17 protein-coding genes and 4 pseudogenes are annotated in these 19,905 nt (G+C 59.1%); 12 read left to right on the top strand and 9 right to left on the bottom strand.

Annotated features, from left to right (window positions below):
• Window positions 1-180: 180 nt before the first annotated feature.
• The 4 genes from rplT to thrS form a co-directional block, all read right to left on the bottom strand.
• Window positions 181-537 (bottom strand): 50S ribosomal protein L20, encoded by a 357-nt coding sequence (gene rplT / locus I6L36_RS01580; protein ID WP_010674800.1) that lies wholly within the window; start codon window positions 535-537, stop codon window positions 181-183.
• Window positions 538-552: 15 nt separating this feature from the next.
• Window positions 553-750 (bottom strand): 50S ribosomal protein L35, encoded by a 198-nt coding sequence (gene rpmI, locus I6L36_RS01575; RefSeq protein WP_005300673.1) that lies wholly within the window; start codon window positions 748-750, stop codon window positions 553-555.
• An 86-nt stretch (window positions 751-836) separates the two neighbouring features.
• The gene (gene infC, locus I6L36_RS01570; RefSeq protein ID WP_185219337.1) at window positions 837-1,367 is read right to left on the bottom strand and encodes a translation initiation factor IF-3; all 531 of its coding nucleotides are present in this window, start codon (window positions 1,365-1,367) and stop codon (window positions 837-839) included.
• A gap of 21 nt (window positions 1,368-1,388) precedes the next feature.
• Window positions 1,389-3,317, bottom strand: coding sequence for a threonine--tRNA ligase (gene thrS, locus I6L36_RS01565; RefSeq protein ID WP_010674801.1), 1,929 nt, complete (start codon window positions 3,315-3,317; stop codon window positions 1,389-1,391).
• Between the two features lie 299 nt (window positions 3,318-3,616).
• Here thrS and I6L36_RS01560 point away from each other — a divergent pair.
• Window positions 3,617-4,533, top strand: a pseudogene (locus I6L36_RS01560) (IS5-like element ISAs13 family transposase).
• A 176-nt stretch (window positions 4,534-4,709) separates the two neighbouring features.
• Window positions 4,710-4,925 carry a hypothetical protein gene (locus I6L36_RS01555; protein ID WP_124245003.1) on the top strand — a complete coding sequence of 72 codons (216 nt, stop codon included), beginning with the start codon at window positions 4,710-4,712 and terminating at the stop codon, window positions 4,923-4,925.
• A 3-nt stretch (window positions 4,926-4,928) separates the two neighbouring features.
• On the opposite strand, the gene I6L36_RS01550 is transcribed toward I6L36_RS01555, so the two are convergent.
• The gene (locus I6L36_RS01550) at window positions 4,929-5,519 is read right to left on the bottom strand and encodes a tetratricopeptide repeat protein (RefSeq protein ID WP_010674803.1); all 591 of its coding nucleotides are present in this window, start codon (window positions 5,517-5,519) and stop codon (window positions 4,929-4,931) included.
• Between the two features lie 174 nt (window positions 5,520-5,693).
• Here I6L36_RS01550 and I6L36_RS01545 point away from each other — a divergent pair.
• Both I6L36_RS01545 and I6L36_RS01540 read left to right on the top strand, forming a co-directional pair.
• Window positions 5,694-5,936: pseudogene (locus I6L36_RS01545) on the top strand (radical SAM protein); the annotation flags it as partial.
• Between the two features lie 306 nt (window positions 5,937-6,242).
• A pseudogene (locus tag I6L36_RS01540) lies at window positions 6,243-6,578 on the top strand (radical SAM protein); the annotation flags it as partial.
• Between the two features lie 47 nt (window positions 6,579-6,625).
• Here the strand turns inward: I6L36_RS01540 and I6L36_RS01535 are convergent.
• Window positions 6,626-7,915 (bottom strand): RNA-guided endonuclease TnpB family protein, encoded by a 1,290-nt coding sequence (locus I6L36_RS01535; RefSeq protein ID WP_216986945.1) that lies wholly within the window; start codon window positions 7,913-7,915, stop codon window positions 6,626-6,628.
• Between I6L36_RS01535 and tnpA the strand changes: the two genes are divergently transcribed.
• Both tnpA and I6L36_RS01525 read left to right on the top strand, forming a co-directional pair.
• A complete protein-coding gene (gene tnpA, locus I6L36_RS01530; RefSeq protein WP_010674034.1) occupies window positions 7,910-8,314 on the top strand; it encodes an IS200/IS605-like element ISAs26 family transposase in 405 nt (134 codons plus the stop codon). The two genes, I6L36_RS01535 and tnpA, sit on opposite strands and share 6 nt — an antisense overlap.
• Before the next feature lie 58 nt (window positions 8,315-8,372).
• A pseudogene (locus tag I6L36_RS01525) lies at window positions 8,373-8,873 on the top strand (radical SAM protein); the annotation flags it as partial.
• Between the two features lie 6 nt (window positions 8,874-8,879).
• Here I6L36_RS01525 and I6L36_RS01520 read toward each other — a convergent pair.
• Entirely contained in the window at window positions 8,880-9,053 is a 174-nt protein-coding gene (locus I6L36_RS01520; RefSeq protein ID WP_010674811.1) for a hypothetical protein, read from the bottom strand.
• Between the two features lie 304 nt (window positions 9,054-9,357).
• On the bottom strand, window positions 9,358-12,105 hold the full coding sequence (gene gyrA, locus I6L36_RS01515; protein ID WP_102948509.1) for a DNA topoisomerase (ATP-hydrolyzing) subunit A: 2,748 nt from the start codon (window positions 12,103-12,105) through the stop codon (window positions 9,358-9,360).
• Window positions 12,106-12,304: 199 nt separating this feature from the next.
• Here gyrA and ubiG point away from each other — a divergent pair, with 199 nt between their 5' ends.
• The 5 genes from ubiG to yfaE all read left to right on the top strand — a co-directional run bounded on the left by ubiG (window position 12,305) and on the right by yfaE (window position 18,145).
• Window positions 12,305-13,021, top strand: a complete 717-nt coding sequence (gene ubiG, locus I6L36_RS01510) for a bifunctional 2-polyprenyl-6-hydroxyphenol methylase/3-demethylubiquinol 3-O-methyltransferase UbiG (protein ID WP_216986944.1) — start codon at window positions 12,305-12,307, stop codon at window positions 13,019-13,021.
• Window positions 13,021-13,707 (top strand): HAD family hydrolase, encoded by a 687-nt coding sequence (locus I6L36_RS01505; protein WP_029314563.1) that lies wholly within the window; start codon window positions 13,021-13,023, stop codon window positions 13,705-13,707. Before ubiG ends, I6L36_RS01505 begins: the two co-directional genes overlap by 1 nt.
• Before the next feature lie 588 nt (window positions 13,708-14,295).
• Window positions 14,296-16,563 (top strand): class 1a ribonucleoside-diphosphate reductase subunit alpha, encoded by a 2,268-nt coding sequence (gene nrdA, locus I6L36_RS01500; RefSeq protein WP_010674815.1) that lies wholly within the window; start codon window positions 14,296-14,298, stop codon window positions 16,561-16,563.
• A gap of 79 nt (window positions 16,564-16,642) precedes the next feature.
• The gene (gene nrdB / locus I6L36_RS01495) at window positions 16,643-17,776 is read left to right on the top strand and encodes a class Ia ribonucleoside-diphosphate reductase subunit beta (protein ID WP_010674816.1); all 1,134 of its coding nucleotides are present in this window, start codon (window positions 16,643-16,645) and stop codon (window positions 17,774-17,776) included.
• A gap of 69 nt (window positions 17,777-17,845) precedes the next feature.
• Complete coding sequence (gene yfaE / locus I6L36_RS01490) at window positions 17,846-18,145, top strand: class I ribonucleotide reductase maintenance protein YfaE (protein ID WP_080560507.1); 300 nt, start codon at window positions 17,846-17,848, stop codon at window positions 18,143-18,145.
• Between the two features lie 133 nt (window positions 18,146-18,278).
• Here the strand turns inward: yfaE and mltA are convergent, their stop codons facing one another.
• Window positions 18,279-19,430, bottom strand: coding sequence for a murein transglycosylase A (mltA, locus tag I6L36_RS01485; RefSeq protein ID WP_029314565.1), 1,152 nt, complete (start codon window positions 19,428-19,430; stop codon window positions 18,279-18,281).
• A gap of 150 nt (window positions 19,431-19,580) precedes the next feature.
• Here mltA and I6L36_RS01480 point away from each other — a divergent pair, with 150 nt between their 5' ends.
• Window positions 19,581-19,832 carry a DUF1289 domain-containing protein gene (locus I6L36_RS01480; protein WP_010674819.1) on the top strand — a complete coding sequence of 84 codons (252 nt, stop codon included), beginning with the start codon at window positions 19,581-19,583 and terminating at the stop codon, window positions 19,830-19,832.
• Window positions 19,833-19,905: the final 73 nt, after the last annotated feature.

Genomic DNA, 19,905 nt, shown 5'->3' with positions numbered 1-19,905 from the left:
GTTATATGGAGAAAGCCACAAGCCAGGTGCAACAGGATTGAAACAAGCATCGTTTGCTCTAGTTTGTTGGCATATGGAAGGATAAAGCATTCATGAACGTGGCATGCTACCTACCAACGCTCAAAAATGAGCAACAAAAAAGGAGGCCTAAGCCTCCTTTATTTTTATAACAGAGCTGGATTAGACCAGAGCTGCTTTAGCTTTTTCAACCAGGGCGGTGAAAGCCAGCTTGTCGTGAACGGCGATATCGGACAGGATCTTGCGATCGATCTCGATGGAAGCCTTCTTCAGACCGTCGATCAGACGGCTGTAGGACAGGCCGTTCTGACGGGCTGCAGCGTTGATACGCGCAATCCACAGTTGACGGAACTGACGCTTCTTCTGGCGACGGTCACGGTAGGCATACTGACCAGCTTTGGTTACCGCCTGTACCGCTACGCGGTAGACACGGGAACGGGCGCCGTAGTAACCCTTGGCGGCTTTCATTACTTTCTTGTGACGAGCGCGAGCGGTCACACCACGTTTAACTCTTGGCATTTTTCACATCCCCCCTTATGCGTACGGCAGACAAGCGACAACACGTTTGTGGTCGGCAGCGGAAACAAAGAACTTCGGTCCCAGCTGACGCTTACGCTTGCTGCTCTTCTTGGTCAGGATGTGACGCAGGTGGTTGTGCTTGCACTTGAAGCGACCTGAGCCAGTCTTCTTGAAGCGCTTTGCCGCGCCCCGGTTGGTTTTCATCTTCGGCATTTCATACTCCGCATTGTGAGTGACAACAAAATCGCAAGGCGAACCGACTCATGGGGCCAGCCTCATGAGTCAATTTCTTGTGGGCCTTAAGATTTCTTCTTGGGTGCGAGGACCATCACAGCTTGACGGCCTTCGACTTTCGGGAACGATTCGACTACGGCCAGCTCTTCCAGATCGTTCTTGACGCGCTCGAGAACCTTGATACCAAGATCCTGGTGGGCCATTTCACGACCACGGAAGCGCAGGGTGACCTTTGCCTTGTCCCCGTCTTCCAGAAAGCGAACCAGGTTGCGTAGTTTTACCTGATAGTCGCCTTCGTCGGTGCCAGGACGGAATTTGATTTCCTTAACCTGGACGACTTTCTGCTTTTTCTTCTGTTCTTTGGTGGTCTTGCTCTTTTCGTAGAGGAATTTGCCGTAATCCATGATCCGGCAAACGGGCGGCTCAGCGTTCGGACTGATCTCGACCAGATCCACTCCTGCCTCAAGGGCCAAGTTCAGCGCATCCTGAATGGAGGTGATGCCAATGGCTTCACCATCCAGACCAGTCAGACGAACTTCTTTCAGACGGATCTCTTCATTGATCCGGTGAGCGCGGGCTTGCGGTTGCTTGCCCAGTTTTTTTCCGCCTTTTATAGCTTATTCCTCCACTTTCTTTTGTCCGCGGGTCTGAACTTCCTGGGTCAACAGAGCAATCAGCTCTTCAACAGGATAAGAGCCCAGGTCAGCCCCTTTACGAGTACGCACTGCAATCTTGCCGGCTTCTACTTCTTTGTCGCCGCAGACCAGCATGAAAGGTACCCGTTTCAAAGTATGCTCGCGGATTTTAAAGCCAATTTTCTCATTTCTCAAGTCCGCTTTTGCGCGAAGGCCCGCATCATTCAATGCCTTGGCAACTTTCACCGCATAATCGGCCTGGTTATCCGTGATATTCATGACCACGGCCTGGGTCGGAGCCAGCCAGGTCGGGAACAGACCGGCGTACTCTTCCGTCAGGATCCCGATGAAGCGCTCCAGCGAGCCCAGAATGGCGCGGTGGATCATCACGGGGATGTGACGCTCGTTGTCTTCGCCCACATAGGTGGCGCCAAGACGGCCCGGCAGGGCAAAGTCGAGCTGCACGGTACCACACTGCCAGGCACGATCAAGGCAATCGTGCAGGGTAAACTCGATCTTGGGACCGTAGAAAGCCCCCTCGCCCGGTTGCAGGTCGTACTTCAGGCCGTTGAGTTCCAGCGCCTCGGCCAGCGCAGCCTCGGCACGATCCCAGGCTTCATCAGAGCCGATACGCTGCTCCGGACGGGTCGAGAGCTTCACCACGATGTTTTCGAAACCGAAGGTGCCGTAGACGTCATAGACCATGCGGATGCACGCAGACACCTCTTCCATGATCTGCTCTTCGGTACAGAAGATGTGGGCGTCATCCTGGGTGAAACCCCGTACCCGCATCAGGCCGTGCAGGGAGCCTGACGGCTCGTTGCGGTGGCAGGAGCCGAACTCGGCCATGCGCAGCGGCAGATCGCGGTAGGATTTCAGACCCTGGTTGAAAATCTGCACGTGACCCGGGCAGTTCATCGGCTTGATGGCGTACTCGCGGTTTTCGGACTGGGTGGTGAACATGGCCTGGGCGTATTTTTCCCAGTGACCTGAACGCTCCCACAGCACGCGATCCATCATGAAGGGGCCTTTCACTTCCTGATAGTCGTACTCTTTGAGCTTGCCACGGATGAAGGTTTCCAGCTCGCGGAAAATGGTCCAGCCATCGTTGTGCCAGAACACCATGCCCGGCGCTTCTTCCTGCATGTGGTACAGGTCGAGCTGCTTGCCGATCTTGCGGTGGTCGCGCTTGGCGGCCTCTTCCAGACGCTGCAAATAGGCCTTGAGCTGCTTCTTGTCGGCCCAGGCGGTGCCGTAGATGCGCTGCAGCATCTTGTTGTTGGAGTCGCCGCGCCAGTATGCGCCGGACATCTTCTGCAACTTGAAGTGGTGGCAATGACGCATGTTGGGCACGTGCGGGCCGCGACACATGTCGATGTACTCTTCGTGATGATACAGACCGGGCTGGTCATCACGGGCAATGTTCTGATCCAGGATCTCGACCTTGTAGGTCTCGCCACGGGCTTCGAACACGTCGCGCGCTTCCTGCCAGGAGACCTTCTTCTTGATGACGTCGTAATCCTTGGCGGCCAGCGCCAGCATGCGCTCTTCCAGGGCAGCCAGATCTTCGTCGGTCAGGGTGCGGTCGAGATCGATGTCGTAGTAGAAACCGTTGTCGATGACGGGACCGATGGCCATCTTGGTCTGGGGCCAGAGTTGCTTGATGGCATGACCCAGCAGGTGAGCACAGGAGTGGCGCAGAATGTCCAGACCTTCTTCGTCTTTGGCGGTGATGATGGCCAGGGAGGCATCGGCTTCGATCAGCTCGCAGGCATCCACCAGTTCACCGTTTACCCGACCGGCAATGCACGCCTTGGCGAGACCGGGACCGATGTCCGCGGCCACATCCATGACGGAAACGGCGTGGGCAAATTGACGTTGGCTGCCGTCAGGCAGAGTAATGATTGGCATTAGGTGTTTCCTTATACAGTGGTGACCCCTACCAAAGGCCACATGCAGGTTGGAGAAACCCTTTCATGTCCAGCTGTTCACTCCCGAGTTTCACCGTTCACAATACGGTTGGTACACGGCAGTGGCACACCATATGGCGTGTGCAAGGCCATCCATTGAGAGGTACAGCGGGGGATTGTATCAGACGCGACAACCCAGACAAGCTGTCTTGGGCGTTGTTGCCCAAATCGATGCAGCTTGAATGGAACTAACTGAGGACTTGGTGATCTGATCACCACCATCTCCTTCAAGTCTGCATCATGAGCACGTCGCTTCACCCCATCACCAACTGGCCTACATACAACAAATCTTTGATTAACCGTGGTTCACTCACCTTCTGGGTTGATGCCGAGGCCATGAACAACTGCTTTCACCACGGCCATCATGGGCGGCGGGGCCGCAGCCAACTATACACTGACCAGACCATCTGCACCTTCCTGATGCTCAAGGGGATTTTCAACCTCACTCTGCGGGCACCCAGGGACTACTCGACTCCCTGTTCGAGTTGATGAACGTACCGCTTTGTGCCCCCGATTACAGCTGTGTCAGCAAGCGAGCACGCACGGTGGCGGTGGCTTATCGACAGCCCTCTAAGGGGCGCATCACTGACTTGGTTATCGATTCGACGGGCCTGAAGGTATTTGGTGAAGGCGAGTGGAAGGTCAGAAAACACGGCGCCGAGAAGCGGCGAGTGTGGCGCAAGTTGCATCTGGCGGTAGACCCGGTGACCCACGATATCGTGGCGGCGGAAGTCTCGCTGGAAAATGTCCATGATGCCGAGGTGTTGCCGACCTTGCTCAACCCACTGCGGCGCAAGCTGGGACGTGTTTATGCGGATGGCGCCTATGACAGCAAAGCCAGCCATCAGCTAATCTCGCGCAAAGGGGCGACAGCCTGTATCCCGCCTCGCAAGAACGCTGGGCTATGGGAAAAAGGACATCCAAGAAATGAGGCTGTGCTGGTGATGCGCAAGGAAGGGCTGGCGCACTGGAAGAAGATATCGGGGTATCACCGTCGCTCGCTGGCGGAAACGGCGATGTATCGGTTCAAGCAGTTGCTGGCGGGGAGAATCAGTCTGCGTAACTACAATGGCCAAGTGGGAGAAGTCATGGCGTATGTCAGTGCCATAAACAAACTGAATACCCTTGGTCTGCCTGTCAGAAAGCCCCGAGTGTAACGGTCACTTGGGGCTGGGGCAGTTGTGGCTTGATGGTTGATTTGGGAAACAGCGCCGCTGTCTTGGCGATTTTGCATACCGTCTAAGCGCGGGTGTTAACCTGTCCTACTTGCGAGGGCGCCCTTCTGCTGCCATACCCTGTACCAGATTGAGGCGTCAGCCAAAGCAAGGAGAGCATGATGTACACCTACGACATTTCATTTCCGGAGCATGCAGAAAAGCTGGTTCATCCGGATCACCTTCTCACGACTCACTGTCCCGTCCATATCGGTGAGCTGGTGATCCTGGGCGATGGCAGCAAGCGGGAGGTATGCAGCATCGTCCACAGTGCCGAGCGCAGTACCCTCTATGTCACGGACGTGACGCCCGGCAAAGTCACCGCCAGCCGTTGATCCCTAGCCGGCGTTCAGAAAAGAGTGGCCATTGAAATCGAAGGCGCTGCGCCCCTCCTCGGCCAGCGCCATCTCCTGCAACACCTGGAGTGCCATCTTGTTGCCCTTTTGCGAGGCCTGATAGAGCCACTGCTTCGCCTCGGCCAGTTCAACCCGCCCGTTGACCCCCATCAGTTGCAGGATGCCCACCTTCAGCATGGCGGGCACATCACCGTTCCTGGCTGCCAGCTCCATCCAGCGAAACGCCTCGTGCAGATCCCGCTTCACCCCGGCCCCGCGCAGATAGACCTCTCCCAGCCGATACTGGCCGAGAGCGTCCCCCGCCTGCGCAGCCTGACGATAGAGTCGGATGGCGCGATCCATATCCTGCTCGCTCCCCTGCCCCACTTCATGGCTCCAACCCATCAGCGCCTGTGCCCGTGGCTGGCCCTGCTCCGCCAGCGGCGTCCAGATCCGGGTCGCCTCATCAAAGTGCCCTGTCCGCCAGGCGCGGTTGGCCGCCGCCAGCTCCTGCTCAGTGGAGAGCGGGATCAGACGCCAGATGACCAGCGCAATGAGGGCGATGAAGAGCCAGCGGGCGATAGTAGGTTGCATGACATTTTCCGTGATCTGGTTCGCATTTCGTCTATGTAAACGAAATGTAGCAACAGATCAAGCAGGAGATCACCTGGGTTCACCCTCTTTCATGGGGTCGCTCTTTGCGAACTTGCAGTTTGAGGGGCTACACAACAAAATAACTGTATATATAAACAGTGCATTGGTGATGTGATGGCAGGACGAGGCGCGAACCACAATGTCGAGCACCGCTTCAGCGGCCCGCAAATCGAACCAGTTGACGACGGCTGGAGTCAGAGCGACTGGGACGCGGCATTTGCCGCCAGCGCTCCCCGCACCGAGGTGACGGAGATCAGCGCCCGCAGCATCATCAGCTACAACGATTCGCCGGATCTTCCCTTCGGTCGCTCCATCAATCCCTATCAGGGGTGCGAGCATGGCTGCCTGTGTCATGCTATAAGACACTAAGACATTAGGGAAAGTGCGAACAAGTATCCCACGAACAAAAAATGAAAATTTTAGTCATTTAATATCAATGGGTTACCAGTAAATGCTCTCGTGCCATATGACTTATTCGCACCTTCCCAAGGTCTTCCAGCGTGGTGTCTACAACGAGACTATGGCGTTCAAGGAAGCTCTCAATGTCGCTCTGACGAGCGTAGGACGTGCCAAATTCTTGCTTCTTGGTCGAGAAACGGATGTATGGATAGCATTTGCGCTGCATGGTCAGCCCCGGAATCGGTGTAGTGTCTTTTAGAGTAACACGGCTGCATCTACTGCTATGCCAGACCCAGCCACGCCTACCTTGAGCTCTCACCCGGGCTGGATTTCGAGAGCAAGCTGTTTGCCAAAATCAATGCTGCCGAGCTGCTGCGACGGGAGTTTGCCAAACCAGCCTATCAGCCACAAACCATCGTGCTGGGGGCCAATACCGATCCCTATCAACCCATCGAGCACCACTATCGCCTGACTCGTGAACTCCTGACGGTGATGCTGGCTCATCGCCATCCGGTAGGGCTCATCACCAAGAGCGCCATGATCCTGCGCGACCTCGATCTGCTGACCGAGCTGGCCCGAGAAGGGTTATGCCAGGTGTTGACATCCTCCCCACCTTAGCGCTTCGCGTCACAGGAGGGGGATCCCCATTACTGGGTGATAGCTGCTCGCGCAGTACCGGGTTCCTGCTTCATCGGGCGGCCTGATTGCACCACGCCTCCACAGGCTAAAACGGCGTGTCCCGCCGCTAAAATATTGCGAGCGCCGTTCACATCGGCGTTCGCCTCATAACCACACGCAGCGCATTTAAACTGGCTTTGCGTCTGGCGGTTATCCTTCGCAGTATGCCCACAACAGGCGCACTGCTGGCTCGTGTAGGCCGGGTTTATCGCCAACACCTGACCGCCTCGCCATGCCTGCTTATATTCGAGCTGGCGGCGCAGCTCAAACCAGCCCTGATCTAATATCGAACGATTCAGCCCTGATTTTGCCCGGACGTTGCGCCCCGGCTGGCTGGTCGTGCCCGCTGCTGATTTTGACATGCTGGCAACCTTCAAATCCTCAATGACGATCATCGCGTGGTTTTTGCTGATAGTCGTTGTGACCTTGTGAAGGTAATCGCGGCGGGTATTGGCGATATGTGAGTGCAGCCGCTGCATCTTGGCTTTTTGTTTCTTCCAGTTGCTGCTGAACTTTACCTTTTTGCTCAACTGGCGTTGGAGCCTTGCCAGCTTGGTCTGATTGGTTTTGAAGCTGTTGACGGGCTCAAACACCGTGCCGTCTGACAGGGTTGCGAGCTTGGCGATCCCCGCATCTAGCCCGACCATTGAGCCGGAGGGGTGAATTGGCTCAAGCGTCTCCTGCTCGACCTGAAAGGAGATATACCAGTGCCCGGCTGCTTGGCTGACGGTCGCGTTTTTAATTTTCCCTTCAACTGGCTGGGACTGACGGAACTTGACCCACGCCAGCCCGGCAGGCAGCTTCACGCGACCCTTTTCAAGGCGGCAATACTTGTCGAAGTTGACGAACCGGATAGCGTCGCGGTTGTCGCTTTTTTTCTTGAATACGGGTGCCTTGGCGGCGAGTTTCTTATCAAAGCAGCGCATCCACGCGCCATGCAAATCCTTGAGCTTCTGCTGGAGGTTGTCGGTATATGCCTCGGCCAGAAAGGCCATTTCTGGGTCTTTCTTCCAACTGGTGAGCATCCGGTTCAGCTCGAAGGCAGAAGGCAGTTTTTCGCCAGCATCCAGAATGCGTTTGGTTTCTGCCAGCCCGTGATTCCAGACATAACGAGCACAACCGCCCAACTGGTGCAGGCGTTGCGCTTGTTGGGCTGTCGGTTCGAGTCGGAATTTGTAGGCTTTCAGAATTTGCATTTGGCGCTCAGTGTGTAGCATTATTGCCATATCTATTAAGCCCGATTGAGTGACAGAATGCAATTCACTAAAATTAATAAATCACGCCATGCTGCCTACGTTTTGCACGTACATTTGGTGTTTATCACCAAGTATCGAAAGCCGATATTGGGGGATCTGCATCACGCTTCCTTCGGTCAGTGTGCGGCAGAGGTTTGCAGAGATTTTGGTGCGGAACTGAAAGAGTGTGACGGAGAGGCTGATCATGTTCACATGCTGATAGAGTACGCGCCAACGGTGCAGCTATCGGTACTGGTGAACTCGTTAAAGGCGGTCACATCAAGGCGACTGCGTAATGAATTTCTGGACTTGAGAGGTGCTTACAGCAAACCCGTACTCTGGTCACGCTCTTACTTTGCGGGCTCTTGCGGCGGAGCACCGTTGGAGGTGATCAAGCAATACATTCAAAACCAGCGGGGCTGACGCCCCGGCGAAATTCCCCTCCCACCTACGTCGGAGGGAGTCCCCTTTCGCATTTAAGATGGTGTCGGTCACCACCCTCAATGAGACGCTGAGGCGACAGCTGGAGCCCAGGGCCAGCACGGGGGTTGGGCGGATCAAGGTGATCGAACGACTGGCCAAGGCCGGTGTGCCGGTCGGCGTGCTCGCCGCCCCAATGATCCCCAGGCTCAACGAGCCTGAACTGGAACAGATCATCAAGGCCGCCGTCGACGCCGGGGCGGGCTGTGCGGATTACATCTTGCTGCGATTGCCCCACGAGCTCACCACCCTCTTTTGCGACTGGCTCGATACGCATTATCCCGGCCAGAAAGAGGCGATCCTCAACCAGCTGCGGGCGAGCCGGGGTGGCGCACTCAACAGCGCCACCTTTGGCAGCCGCATGCGAGGTGAAGGACAGTTTGCCGACCTGCTCGCCCAGCGCTTTCGCCTGATCAGCAGGCGGCTGCAACTGGGCAAGCGCCATATTGCACTCAATACAGCCGCCTTCATCCGCCCGGGCGAGCAGTTGCGTCTGTTCTGAGCGCCATCAGCCCCGTGGTCTCGGCGGGTAGCTCCCCGCTGGGTGGCGCTGTGCAATCAGCTCCGCAGGCAGGCGGGATGGCTCGTGCGCCACCTCCTCCTCATCCACTCTAAGGCGCGCCTTCTCCTGCCCTCCCCACATCCGGCTCCACCAGATCTCCCACATTACCCAGCTCGTCATAACAGTGCTCCTGGCAAGCGATGCCTGCCTCTGTGGTGGCCTCATTCAACGCAGGCAGCATGGCTGGCCGTCATGACAGGGCCATGACAGTCGAGTGAAGGAATCGTGTTGATGCGATGGGACCAACCCTGCATATCAGGAAGATGACGCCGTGGCAGGCAGGGCTGCATGCACGGCAGACAGAGCCTGGCAGCAGAAAAGAGGGCGCCAGGGCAAGCACAGGGACGGGGAGAGCCTGCGGTGAGGCGGACAAAAAAAGAGCGACCATCAAGGTCGCTCTTTTGCACCGGACAAAGGGGGACGATTACTCGTCGCCCGCCTCCCCGGTATCGACGGCGCCAGCGTCCGCTGCGGTGTCGGTGCCTTCAGACACCTCCCCTTCAACAGCCAGGGCCTCGGTTTCCTCTTCGTCGCTCTCGGCAACGCGCTGCAGGCCGACTACGGTCTCGTCTTCACCGGTACGGATCAGACGCACACCGCCGGTGTTGCGGCCGATGACGCTCACCTCGGACACCCGGGTACGAACCAGGGTACCGCCGTTGGTGATCAGCATGATCTGGTCGGTATCTTCGACCTGGATCGCATCGATTACCTTGCCGTTGCGCTCATCCACCTTGATGGAGATGACGCCCTGGGTACCACGGCTCTTGGTCGGGTACTCGTCCAGCGCGGTGCGCTTGCCGTAACCGTTCTCGGTAGCGGTGAGGATGGCACCATCACCACGGGGCACGATGAGGGAGACCACCTTGTCACCGGCGCCCAGCTTGATGCCGCGCACGCCAGCAGCGGTACGACCCATGGGACGTACGCCCTTGAAGGTGCCCTTGCTTTCGGTGCCTTCGCCGTTGTCACTGCCGTCATCGTCGTTGCCGGCGTCGTCATCGGTGTCGACCTCGTCAGTGGCATCGGCATCGGCGCGACCGCTGCCTTCCGCGAAGCGAACCACCTTGCCCGCATCGGAGAAGAGCATGATCTCGTTGCTGCCATCGGTGATGTCCACCCCGATCAGCTCATCACCCTCTTTGAGGTTGATGGCACGGATACCGGAGGAGAGCGGACGGCTGAAGTCGGACAGGCTGGTCTTCTTCACGGTGCCGTTGGCGGTGGCGAAGAAGACATACTTGTCGGCGTCATATTCTTTCACCGGCAGAATGGCGGTGATGCGCTCACCCTCATCCAGCGGTAGCAGGTTGATGATCGGACGACCGCGGGCGCCACGGGACGCCTCCGGCAATTGATACACCTTGAGCCAGTAGACCTTGCCACGGGTGGAGAAGCACAGAATGGTGTCGTGGGTGTTGGCCACCAGCAGACGCTCCACAAAGTCCTCTTCCTTGATCCGGGTGGCCGACTTGCCACGACCACCGCGGCGTTGGGCCTCGTAGTCCGAGAGCGGCTGATACTTCACATAGCCCTGGTGAGACAAGGTAACGACCACGTCTTCCGGGGTGATCAGATCTTCGATGTTGATCTCGGCACTGGACATGCTGATCTCGGTGCGACGCTCGTCGCCGTACTGCTCGCGCACGGCCAGCAGCTCGTCACGGATCACTTCCATCAGGCGTTCCGGGCTTGCCAGGATGTGCAGCAGCTCGGCGATGAGATCCAGCAGAGATTGGTACTCTTCCAGGATCTTCTCGTGCTCGAGGCCGGTCAGCTTGTGCAGACGTAGGTCAAGGATGGCCTGGGCCTGGATCTCGGTCAGGAAGTACTGCCCTTCACGGATGCCGAACTCGGGCTCCAGCCACTCGGGGCGAGCCGCGTCGTCGCCCGCTTTTTCCAGCATGGCGGCCACGTTGCCGAGCTCCCAGCCCTTGGCTACCAGGGCGGCTTTCGCATCCGCCGGGGTCGCACTGTGGCGAATGAGCTCGATGATGGGGTCGATGTTGGCCAATGCCACCGCCAACCCTTCCAGGATGTGCGCCCGATCCCGCGCCTTGCGCAGCTCGAACACGGTCCGGCGAGTCACCACTTCACGGCGGTGCAGCAGGAAGGCATCCAGGATCTCTTTGAGGTTCATCACCTTGGGCTGGTTGTTGTCCAGCGCCACCATGTTGATGCCGAACGTGGTCTGCATCTGGGTGTGCTTGTAGAGATTGTTCAGCACAATCTCGCCGGACTCGCCGCGCTTGATCTCGATGACGATGCGCATGCCGTCCTTGTCGGACTCATCGCGCAGGGCGCTGATGCCCTCGATTTTCTTCTCTTTGACCAGCTCGGCGATCTTCTCGATCAGGCGAGCCTTGTTCACCTGATAGGGGATCTCGTGGACGATGATGGTCTCGCGACTGGTCTTCTCGTCCACTTCCACCTCGGCCTTGGCCCGCACATAGACGGAGCCGCGACCGGTACGGTAAGCCTGCACGATGCCGGAACGGCCGTTGATGATGCCGCCGGTGGGGAAATCCGGGCCGGTGACATGGATCATCAGCTCGTCAATGGTGAGGTCGCCGTTTTCGATCAGCGCCAGGCAACCGTTGACAATCTCAGTGAGGTTGTGAGGCGGGATGTTGGTCGCCATGCCCACCGCGATACCGGAGGAGCCGTTGACCAGCAAGGTGGGGACCTTGGTGGGCATGACAGCCGGGATCATCTCGGTACCGTCGTAGTTCGGCACCCAGTCCACGGTCTCTTTGTCCAGATCGGCCAGCAGCTCGTGGGAGATGCGCGCCATCCGCACTTCGGTGTAACGCATGGCCGCGGCGTTGTCGCCGTCCACCGAACCGAAGTTGCCCTGACCGTCGACCAGCATGTAGCGCATGGAGAAATCCTGCGCCATCCGGACGATGGTGTCATACACGGCGATGTCGCCATGCGGGTGATATTTACCGATTACGTCACCGACCACACGGGCCGATTTCTTGTAGGGCTTGTTCCAGTCGTTCCCCAGCTCGTTCATTGCATACAGAACGCGGCGGTGAACCGGTTTCAAGCCATCACGCACATCCGGCAGAGCTCGTCCTACGATCACGCTCATGGCGTAATCCAGATAGGAACTCTTGAGCTCTTCTTCGATGTTGACCGGCGTGATCTCTCTGGCCAGATCGCTCATAGAAAGCCTTAATCCCTAATTAGTTGTTCTTTGGCTTAAACAGCGCGACATGGTAACACACTGAGCCAAATACATTAAGCCACAAATCCGATGAGCACATCGGGCTGGTGCGACGAGGTCGGTCCGTTATAATGCGCGCCAGGACAATAGATTGCGCGCGCCCAGCCCGCTGCGTGCCTTGCCACAGGATCATCAAAACATGAATAGTGATGCCAATGTCGATCTGACAGAAATCGCCAAATTTGAAGCCATCGCCTCCCGCTGGTGGGACATGGAGGGCGAATTCAAGCCGCTGCATCAAATCAACCCGGTGCGCCTTGACTGGATCACCGACAAGAGCGGCGGCCTGTTTGGCAAGCGCGTGCTCGACATCGGCTGCGGTGGCGGCATCCTCTCCGAGAGCATGGCCCGCCGGGGGGCCCGGGTCACCGGCATCGATATGGGCAAGGAGCCCCTCGGCGTCGCCCGCCTCCACGCGCTGGAACAAGGTGTGGAGCTCGAGTACCGCCAGATCACCGCCGAAGCCCACGCCGATGAAGTGCCGGGCCAGTATGACGTAGTCACCTGCATGGAGATGCTGGAGCACGTGCCGGCCCCGGCCTCGGTGCTGCGCGCCATCGCCACCCTGGTACGGCCGGGGGGCAAGGTGTTCGTCTCCACCATCAACCGCAACCCGAAAGCCTATCTGATGATGATCCTCGGGGCCGAGTACCTGATGAAGATGGTCCCCAAGGGCACTCACGATCACAAGAAGTTCATCACCCCCGCCGAACTCTGTCGCATGGGGGAAGCGGCGGGCCTCCTGGTGCGGGACATGAGCGGCGTTCACTACGCCCCGCTCTCCAACAGCTTCAAGCTCGGCAAGAATGTCGACGTCAACTACATGGTGGCGTTCGAGCGCCCGGAGCAAGGCTGATGAGCACACCTCACCCGATGCCCCTTGGCTGCGTGCTGTTTGATCTGGACGGCACCCTGCTCGACACCGCCCCAGACCTTGGCGCCGCCGTCAACCACGTGCTGATAAGCGAAGGCTTTGCCCCGCTCTCTGACGACATCATCCGCCAGACCACCTCCCACGGGGCCCTCGGGCTGCTCAGGGCCGGTCTTGGTGACGAGCTGCTCGAGGAGCTGGGGGCCACCCGCCTTCGCACCGCCCTGCTCGACTACTACGCCGCCAACCTCTGCGTCGGCACCCGCCCCTATGAAGGCATGGTGGATCTCATCGAGTGGCTCGACGAGAAAAAGCTGCCCTGGGGCATTGTCACCAACAAGCCGGGTTTTCTCACCGAACCGCTCCTGGCAGCCCTGCCTGAACTCGCCAGTTGCGGCGTGACGGTGAGCGCCGACACCCTGCCGGTACGCAAGCCCGACCCAGCCCCCATGTTCTTTGCCTGCGAGCGGCTCGGCATCGCGGCGAGCCAGTGTCTCTATGTAGGGGATCACGTGCGCGACATCGAGGCTGGCCGCAATGCCGGCATGCGTACCGCGGTGGCTGGCTGGGGTTATCTCAATGATGACGAGGATCCCGCCCTCTGGGGCGCCGATCTTCACTTTGATACCGTGCAGGCCCTGCACCACTGGCTGCGTTACGAGCTGAGCTGACACGTTCATTGCCCATGACCGACAAGGCATCCGGATAGAGGTGGATCTGCGGGGCAACTTTGATGATGTCCCGATGGCCATGCGGGCATCGGCCCCGGCGCGCAGCTCTCCCCGCAGCACACCAGAGGGATCCCGGACGATCCCTCTTTTTACAGGCTTGGCAACCCCCCGAACGGCGTAACAGGACACCTTTTGACCCTGACTGCACAAGGGATGAGCAGACCGGATTTGCTAGTAAAAACACCCTGCTTTCGCAAGCAAAAAAAGTTATTTTAATTTTCCATCTTCGATCGCCGGACTTGCATTTGACGGATCGGACGGATGAAAACCCGTTCGCTGTGAGCGTCCACTAACTCCCGTCCCGACACCCACAATTTATCCACAGCTAATGCGTTATCCACAGATTGCATTACCGCATCGACCTCACTATCTTGTAGTTCGCATTAAAAATAACACTACATCTTGTGATTCATCGCGCAATGCCTGCCCAGTTTCCCTCGACAGACGGAGCCGGGTTGCGCCATTGTGCGATGGCTTTTCGGGAATCAACCGATACCGGCAGGTATCAATGAAAGGGGTCATCAGCCAATGAACTTGTTTGTGACGAAGCGTAACGGACACAAAGAACCCATCGATCTGGATAAAATTCACCGTGTGCTCGACTGGGCTGCCGAGAAGCTCGACAACGTGTCGGTCTCCCAGGTGGAGCTCAAGTCCCACATCCAGTTCTATGACGGTATCCGTACCGCCGACATCCACGAGACCATCATCAAGGCTGCAGCTGACCTCATCTCCGAGCAAAGCCCGGACTACCAGTACATGGCTGCCCGTCTGGCCATCTTCCACCTGCGCAAGAAGGCCTACGGCCAGTTCGAGCCGCCCCACCTGTATCAGCACGTCGCCAGACTGGTGGACATGGGCAAGTACGACAAGCACCTGCTGGAAGACTACACCCAGGCGGAATTTGAGGAGCTGAACGGCTACCTCGATCACTGGCGCGACATGGACTTCTCCTACGCGGCGGTCAAGCAGCTCGAAGGCAAGTACCTGGTACAGAACCGCGTCACCGGCGAGATCTACGAGAGCCCGCAGTTCCTCTACATCCTGGTAGCGGCCTGCCTCTTCTCCAAGTATCCGAAAGATACCCGTCTGGACTACATCAAGCGCTTCTATGATGCGGTCTCGACCTTCAAGATCTCGCTGCCGACCCCGATCATGAGCGGCGTGCGCACCCCGACCCGCCAGTTCAGCTCCTGCGTGCTGATCGAGTGCGACGACAGCCTGGATTCCATCAATGCCACCGCCAGCGCCATCGTGCGCTACGTGTCCCAGCGCGCCGGCATCGGCATCAACGCCGGCCGCATCCGTGGTCTGGGCAGCCCCATCCGTGGCGGCGAAGCCTTCCACACCGGCTGCATCCCCTTCTACAAATACTTCCAGACTGCGGTGAAGTGCTGCTCCCAGGGCGGCGTGCGCGGCGGTGCGGCCACCCTGTTCTACCCGCTGTGGCACACCGAGGTGGAGAGCCTGCTGGTACTGAAGAACAACCGCGGCGTGGAAGAGAACCGGGTCCGTCACATGGACTACGGCGTGCAGATCAACAAGCTGATGTACCAGCGCCTCATCAAGGGCGGCGACATCACCCTGTTCTCCCCGTCCGATGCACCGGGCCTGTACGATGCCTTCTTCGCGGATCAAGACAAGTTCGAAGCGCTCTACGTCAAGTACGAGCAGGATCCGGCCATTCGCAAGAAGACCCTGAAGGCAGTGGATCTCTTCTCCCTGATGATGCAGGAGCGTGCAGGTACCGGCCGCATCTACATCCAGAACGTGGATCACTGCAACACCCACAGCCCGTTCGATCCGAGCGTGGCGCCGGTGCGCCAGTCCAACCTCTGCCTCGAGATTGCGCTGCCCACCAAGCCGCTCAACAACGTGGATGACGAGGACGGCGAGATTGCCCTGTGCACCCTCTCCGCCTTCAACCTGGGCGCCATCGAGAAGCTGGAAGATCTGGAAGAGATGGCCGAGCTGGCCGTGCGCGCTCTGGACGCCCTCCTCGACTATCAGGACTACCCGCTCAAGGCCGCCAAGAAGGGCAGCATGAACCGCCGCACCCTGGGGATCGGCGTCATCAACTACGCCTACTATCTGGCGAAAAACGGTGCCCGCTACTCCGACGGTTCCGGTCTGGCCCTGACCCACCGCACCTTCGAGGCGATCCAGTACTACCTGCTGAAGGCCTCCGTGCAACTGGCCCGCGAGTTCGGCCCCTGCCCGGCCTTCAACGAGACCACCTATGCCCAGGGTATCCTGCCCATCGATACCTATAAAAAGGATCTGGACACCCTGTGCAATGAACCCCTGCACCTGGACTGGGAAACCTTGCGCGAAGAGATCAAGACCGTGGGTCTGCGCAACTCCACCCTGACCGCCCTGATGCCGAGCGAGACCTCCAGCCAGATCTCCAACGCCACCAACGGCATCGAGCCGCCCCGCGGCCTGGTGTCGGTGAAAGCCTCCAAGGACGGCATCCTCAAGCAGGTGGTGCCGGAGTACCACCGCCTGAAGGATCAGTACGAACTGCTGTGGAAACAGCCGAGCGTCGACGGTTACCTGCAGCTGGTCGGCATCATGCAGAAGTTCGTGGATCAGGCGATCTCCGCCAACACCAACTACGACCCGGCCCGCTTCGAAGGCAACAAGGTGCCGATGAAGCAGTTGCTCAAAGACTTGCTGACCGCCTACAAATACGGTCTCAAGACCCTCTACTATCACAACACCCGTGATGGTGCCGACGACACCCAGACCGATCTGCAAGATGACGGCTGCGCTGGCGGGGCTTGCAAGATCTAACCGCGAAACGCACTGATAAACCGGGCGGGAGCATCAAGCTCCCGCCCTCCTGTTTTCCCTATTTCACGGCATTCGAACCATGGCTTACTCTACTTTTTGCCAGACCCAAAACGATCAGCTCAAGGAGCCGATGTTCTTCGGCCAGTCGGTCAACGTGGCCCGTTATGATCAGCAAAAGCACGACATCTTCGAGCGGCTGATCGAGAAGCAGCTCTCCTTCTTCTGGCGCCCGGAAGAGGTGGATGTCTCCCACGACCGCATCGACTTCCAGGCTCTGCCGCCCCACGAGCAGCACATCTTCATCTCCAACCTGAAGTACCAGACCCTGCTGGATTCCATTCAGGGCCGCAGCCCCAACGTTGCCCTGCTGCCCCTGGTCTCCATCCCGGAGCTGGAGACCTGGATCGAGACCTGGGCCTTCTCCGAGACCATCCACTCTCGCTCCTACACCCACATCATCCGCAACATCGTCAACAACCCGGGCCAGGTGTTCGACGACATCGTGACCAACGAGCAGATCTTGAAGCGCGCCGGCTCCATCAGCCACTTCTATGACGATCTCATCGAGGCCACCTCCGTCTATCACCTGCACGGTGAGGGGACTCACCGGATCGGGGATCGCGAAGTCACCATCAGCCTGCGGGAGCTCAAGAAGAAGCTCTACCTGTGCCTGATGAGCGTCAACGCCCTCGAAGCCATCCGCTTCTACGTGAGCTTCGCCTGCTCCTTTGCCTTCGCCGAGCGCGAGCTGATGGAGGGCAACGCCAAGATCATCAAGATGATCGCCCGTGACGAAGCGCTGCACCTGACCGGCACCCAGCACATGCTGAACCTGATGCGCAGCGGCAACGACGACCCCGACATGGCGGAGATCGCCGTCGAGTGCGAGCAGGCCTGCTTCGAGCTGTTCAAGGAAGCGGCCCTGCAGGAGAAGGAGTGGGCCGAGTACCTGTTCCAGGACGGCTCCATGATCGGCCTGAACAAGGACATCCTCTGCCAGTACGTGGAATACATCACCAACCTGCGCATGGCGGCCGTCGGCCTGCAACCGGCCTTTGCCGGCACCAAGCAGAACCCCATCCCCTGGATCAACACCTGGCTCTCCTCCGACAACGTGCAGGTGGCGCCCCAGGAAGTGGAAGTAAGCTCCTATCTGGTGGGTCAGATCGACAGTGAAGTGCACGCCGACGATCTCGGTGACTTCGAGCTGTGATGCAAGGCGACCTCTGCTGGCAGCCCATGATGCGGGAGAGCGACGTCCGTGAGTGACGCCACCGCCACCCTGAACGCGCCCCAGCATACCGCCACCACGGCGCCGGAAGGGCAAGCCCCCCAGGTACAGACCCTGGACGGTGTACTGCACCCCCATCCCGGCGAAAGCGTGCTGGAGACCCTGGAGCGCCACGGCCATCACGTGGAGTTCCAGTGCCGCAGCGGCTATTGCGGCGCCTGCCGCACCCCGCTGCTGGCGGGCAAGGTGCACTACGCCGCCGTCCCGCTCGCCTTTGTCTCCCAGGGGGAGTGCCTCCCCTGCTGCTGTCAGCCGGTGGGCGCCATCAAGCTCGATATCCGAAAGGGCTGACGGCCCTTATCGCCAGATCTGCCCCGCAAACAAAAAGCCGCCGGATTGCTCCGGCGGCTTTTTTCATGGGAATGTCCCGTCTCTTGAGGGAAATGAGGGGCCATGGCCCCTCTTACATTACAACCCGGGGGGGTTACAACCAGGGGGCGGCAGTCGGCCCGTGGTGCAGACCCAGCTTCCAGACCCGGCCAAAATGCTTGTAGTGACCGGCCGCGACACCGGCTTTCTCCCCCATACCGTGGTAGAGATCGAGGTGCCCCTTCTTCACCGCGCCCCCCACATCCAGCGCAATCAGCAGGCGCAGCTGGTGCTTGCCGGTCCAGTTGCCCTCTTTGTCCAGCAGCGGCACTTCCGCGAGGATGGGGGTGCCCATGGGCAGCAGAGTCTTGTCGGCAGCCACCGCCGCCATGGGCAAGAGCGGAATGCCGGCAGCCCCCACCACGTCATTGGTGGGACGGCGCTCGAAGAAGACATAGGAGGGGTTCTGCTCCACCAGCTCCTTCACGCTCTCTTCCGGCTGACGGTTGGCCCACTCCTTGATGGCCTTCATGGACATCTGCTCCTTGGGCACTTCGCCACGGTCGATGAGCACCCGGCCAATGCTGACATAGCCGTGGCCGTTCTTGCCGCTGTAGCCGAGGTACTGCAGCCGGTCGTCATCGCCGTAGTGAACGAAGCCGGAACCCTGCACGTCCATCAGGAAGTTGTCGATGAGGGACTTGCTGTAGCCCAGCTCCAACCCCCGGTTGGCCAACGCCCCCCGGTGGATCTCGGCCCGGCTCGGGCAGCGACCGCCGCAGTTGGGCATGGCATAGATGGGATACTTGTACTGGGCGTCCGGGCGATGGCGCACCTCCAGCACCGGCGAGTAGTAGCCGGTGAAGAGCACGTTGCCCATGCGGTCGGCACCGCCAAGCTGCGCCAGGCTGATGCCGTACTGGGTGATATGGGCGGGATTGCCCCCATTGGCGACCCAGCGTGAGAGCTGACGGTAGAGCTCCCCATAGCGGCTCGCCATGCGGCCGGAGCGTTCCATCACCATCCGGCTCTGGGGACCGAACTTGCTGTAATCGGCGCGGGCGCGGCTGTTGACCCGCTCTACCCGCACCAGATCCCCCGGCAGGGCACCATCCAGATACTGCTTGCCCAGATTCACAGGGATCTCGCAGTTCAGAAAACATCCGGATTCCGCCTTCTTCTGGGGCACCTTGACCGGTTCAGGGTTGCCCGCACAACCGGCCAGCCCCACCACGGCGGCGGCCAACCAGTACGCATGTCTATTCATATGTCCTCATATAACACCGAGTGTCTTGCACGGCGGGGAAGATGCCAAAATTGCCCGGGGAAAGCAAACGCCTTCACGCCCCTGACGACGGATTTCTCCTGCCGTGATCTTCTGGGTTATAACAAGGTGACAAGGTGTGAGAGGTCATGGATGGAACAGCTCGAAATCTTCCCGCTCCAGAGCCCCTGTGTCGGGGTCTGCGAACTGAACAACAAGGGGTATTGCAAGGGATGCCTGCGAAGCCGCGAGGAGCGTTTCAACTGGCTTGCCATGACCCCTGCCCAGCAGCAGGAGGTGATGCGCCTGTGCCGCAACCGCAAGGCCAGGGTCGAGGCCGCTCGCCGCAAGGCGCAGGCCGAAGAGGCGGCCGATCCGCCGCCCCCGCCAGGCTGGGATTTTTAAATCCCACGTTGCCCCTCCCCCCAACAAGAAAGGCGGCCCCAGGGCCGCCTTGTCATGAAGAGTGTGTCACGCC

Origin of the sequence: Aeromonas sp. FDAARGOS 1406, assembly GCF_019048565.1 — a bacterium.
GTDB classification, from domain to species: Bacteria; Pseudomonadota; Gammaproteobacteria; order Enterobacterales; family Aeromonadaceae; genus Aeromonas; species Aeromonas caviae.
The sequence above is the reverse complement of the archived record's forward strand: the minus strand, read 5'-3'. Positions and strand labels throughout refer to the sequence as shown.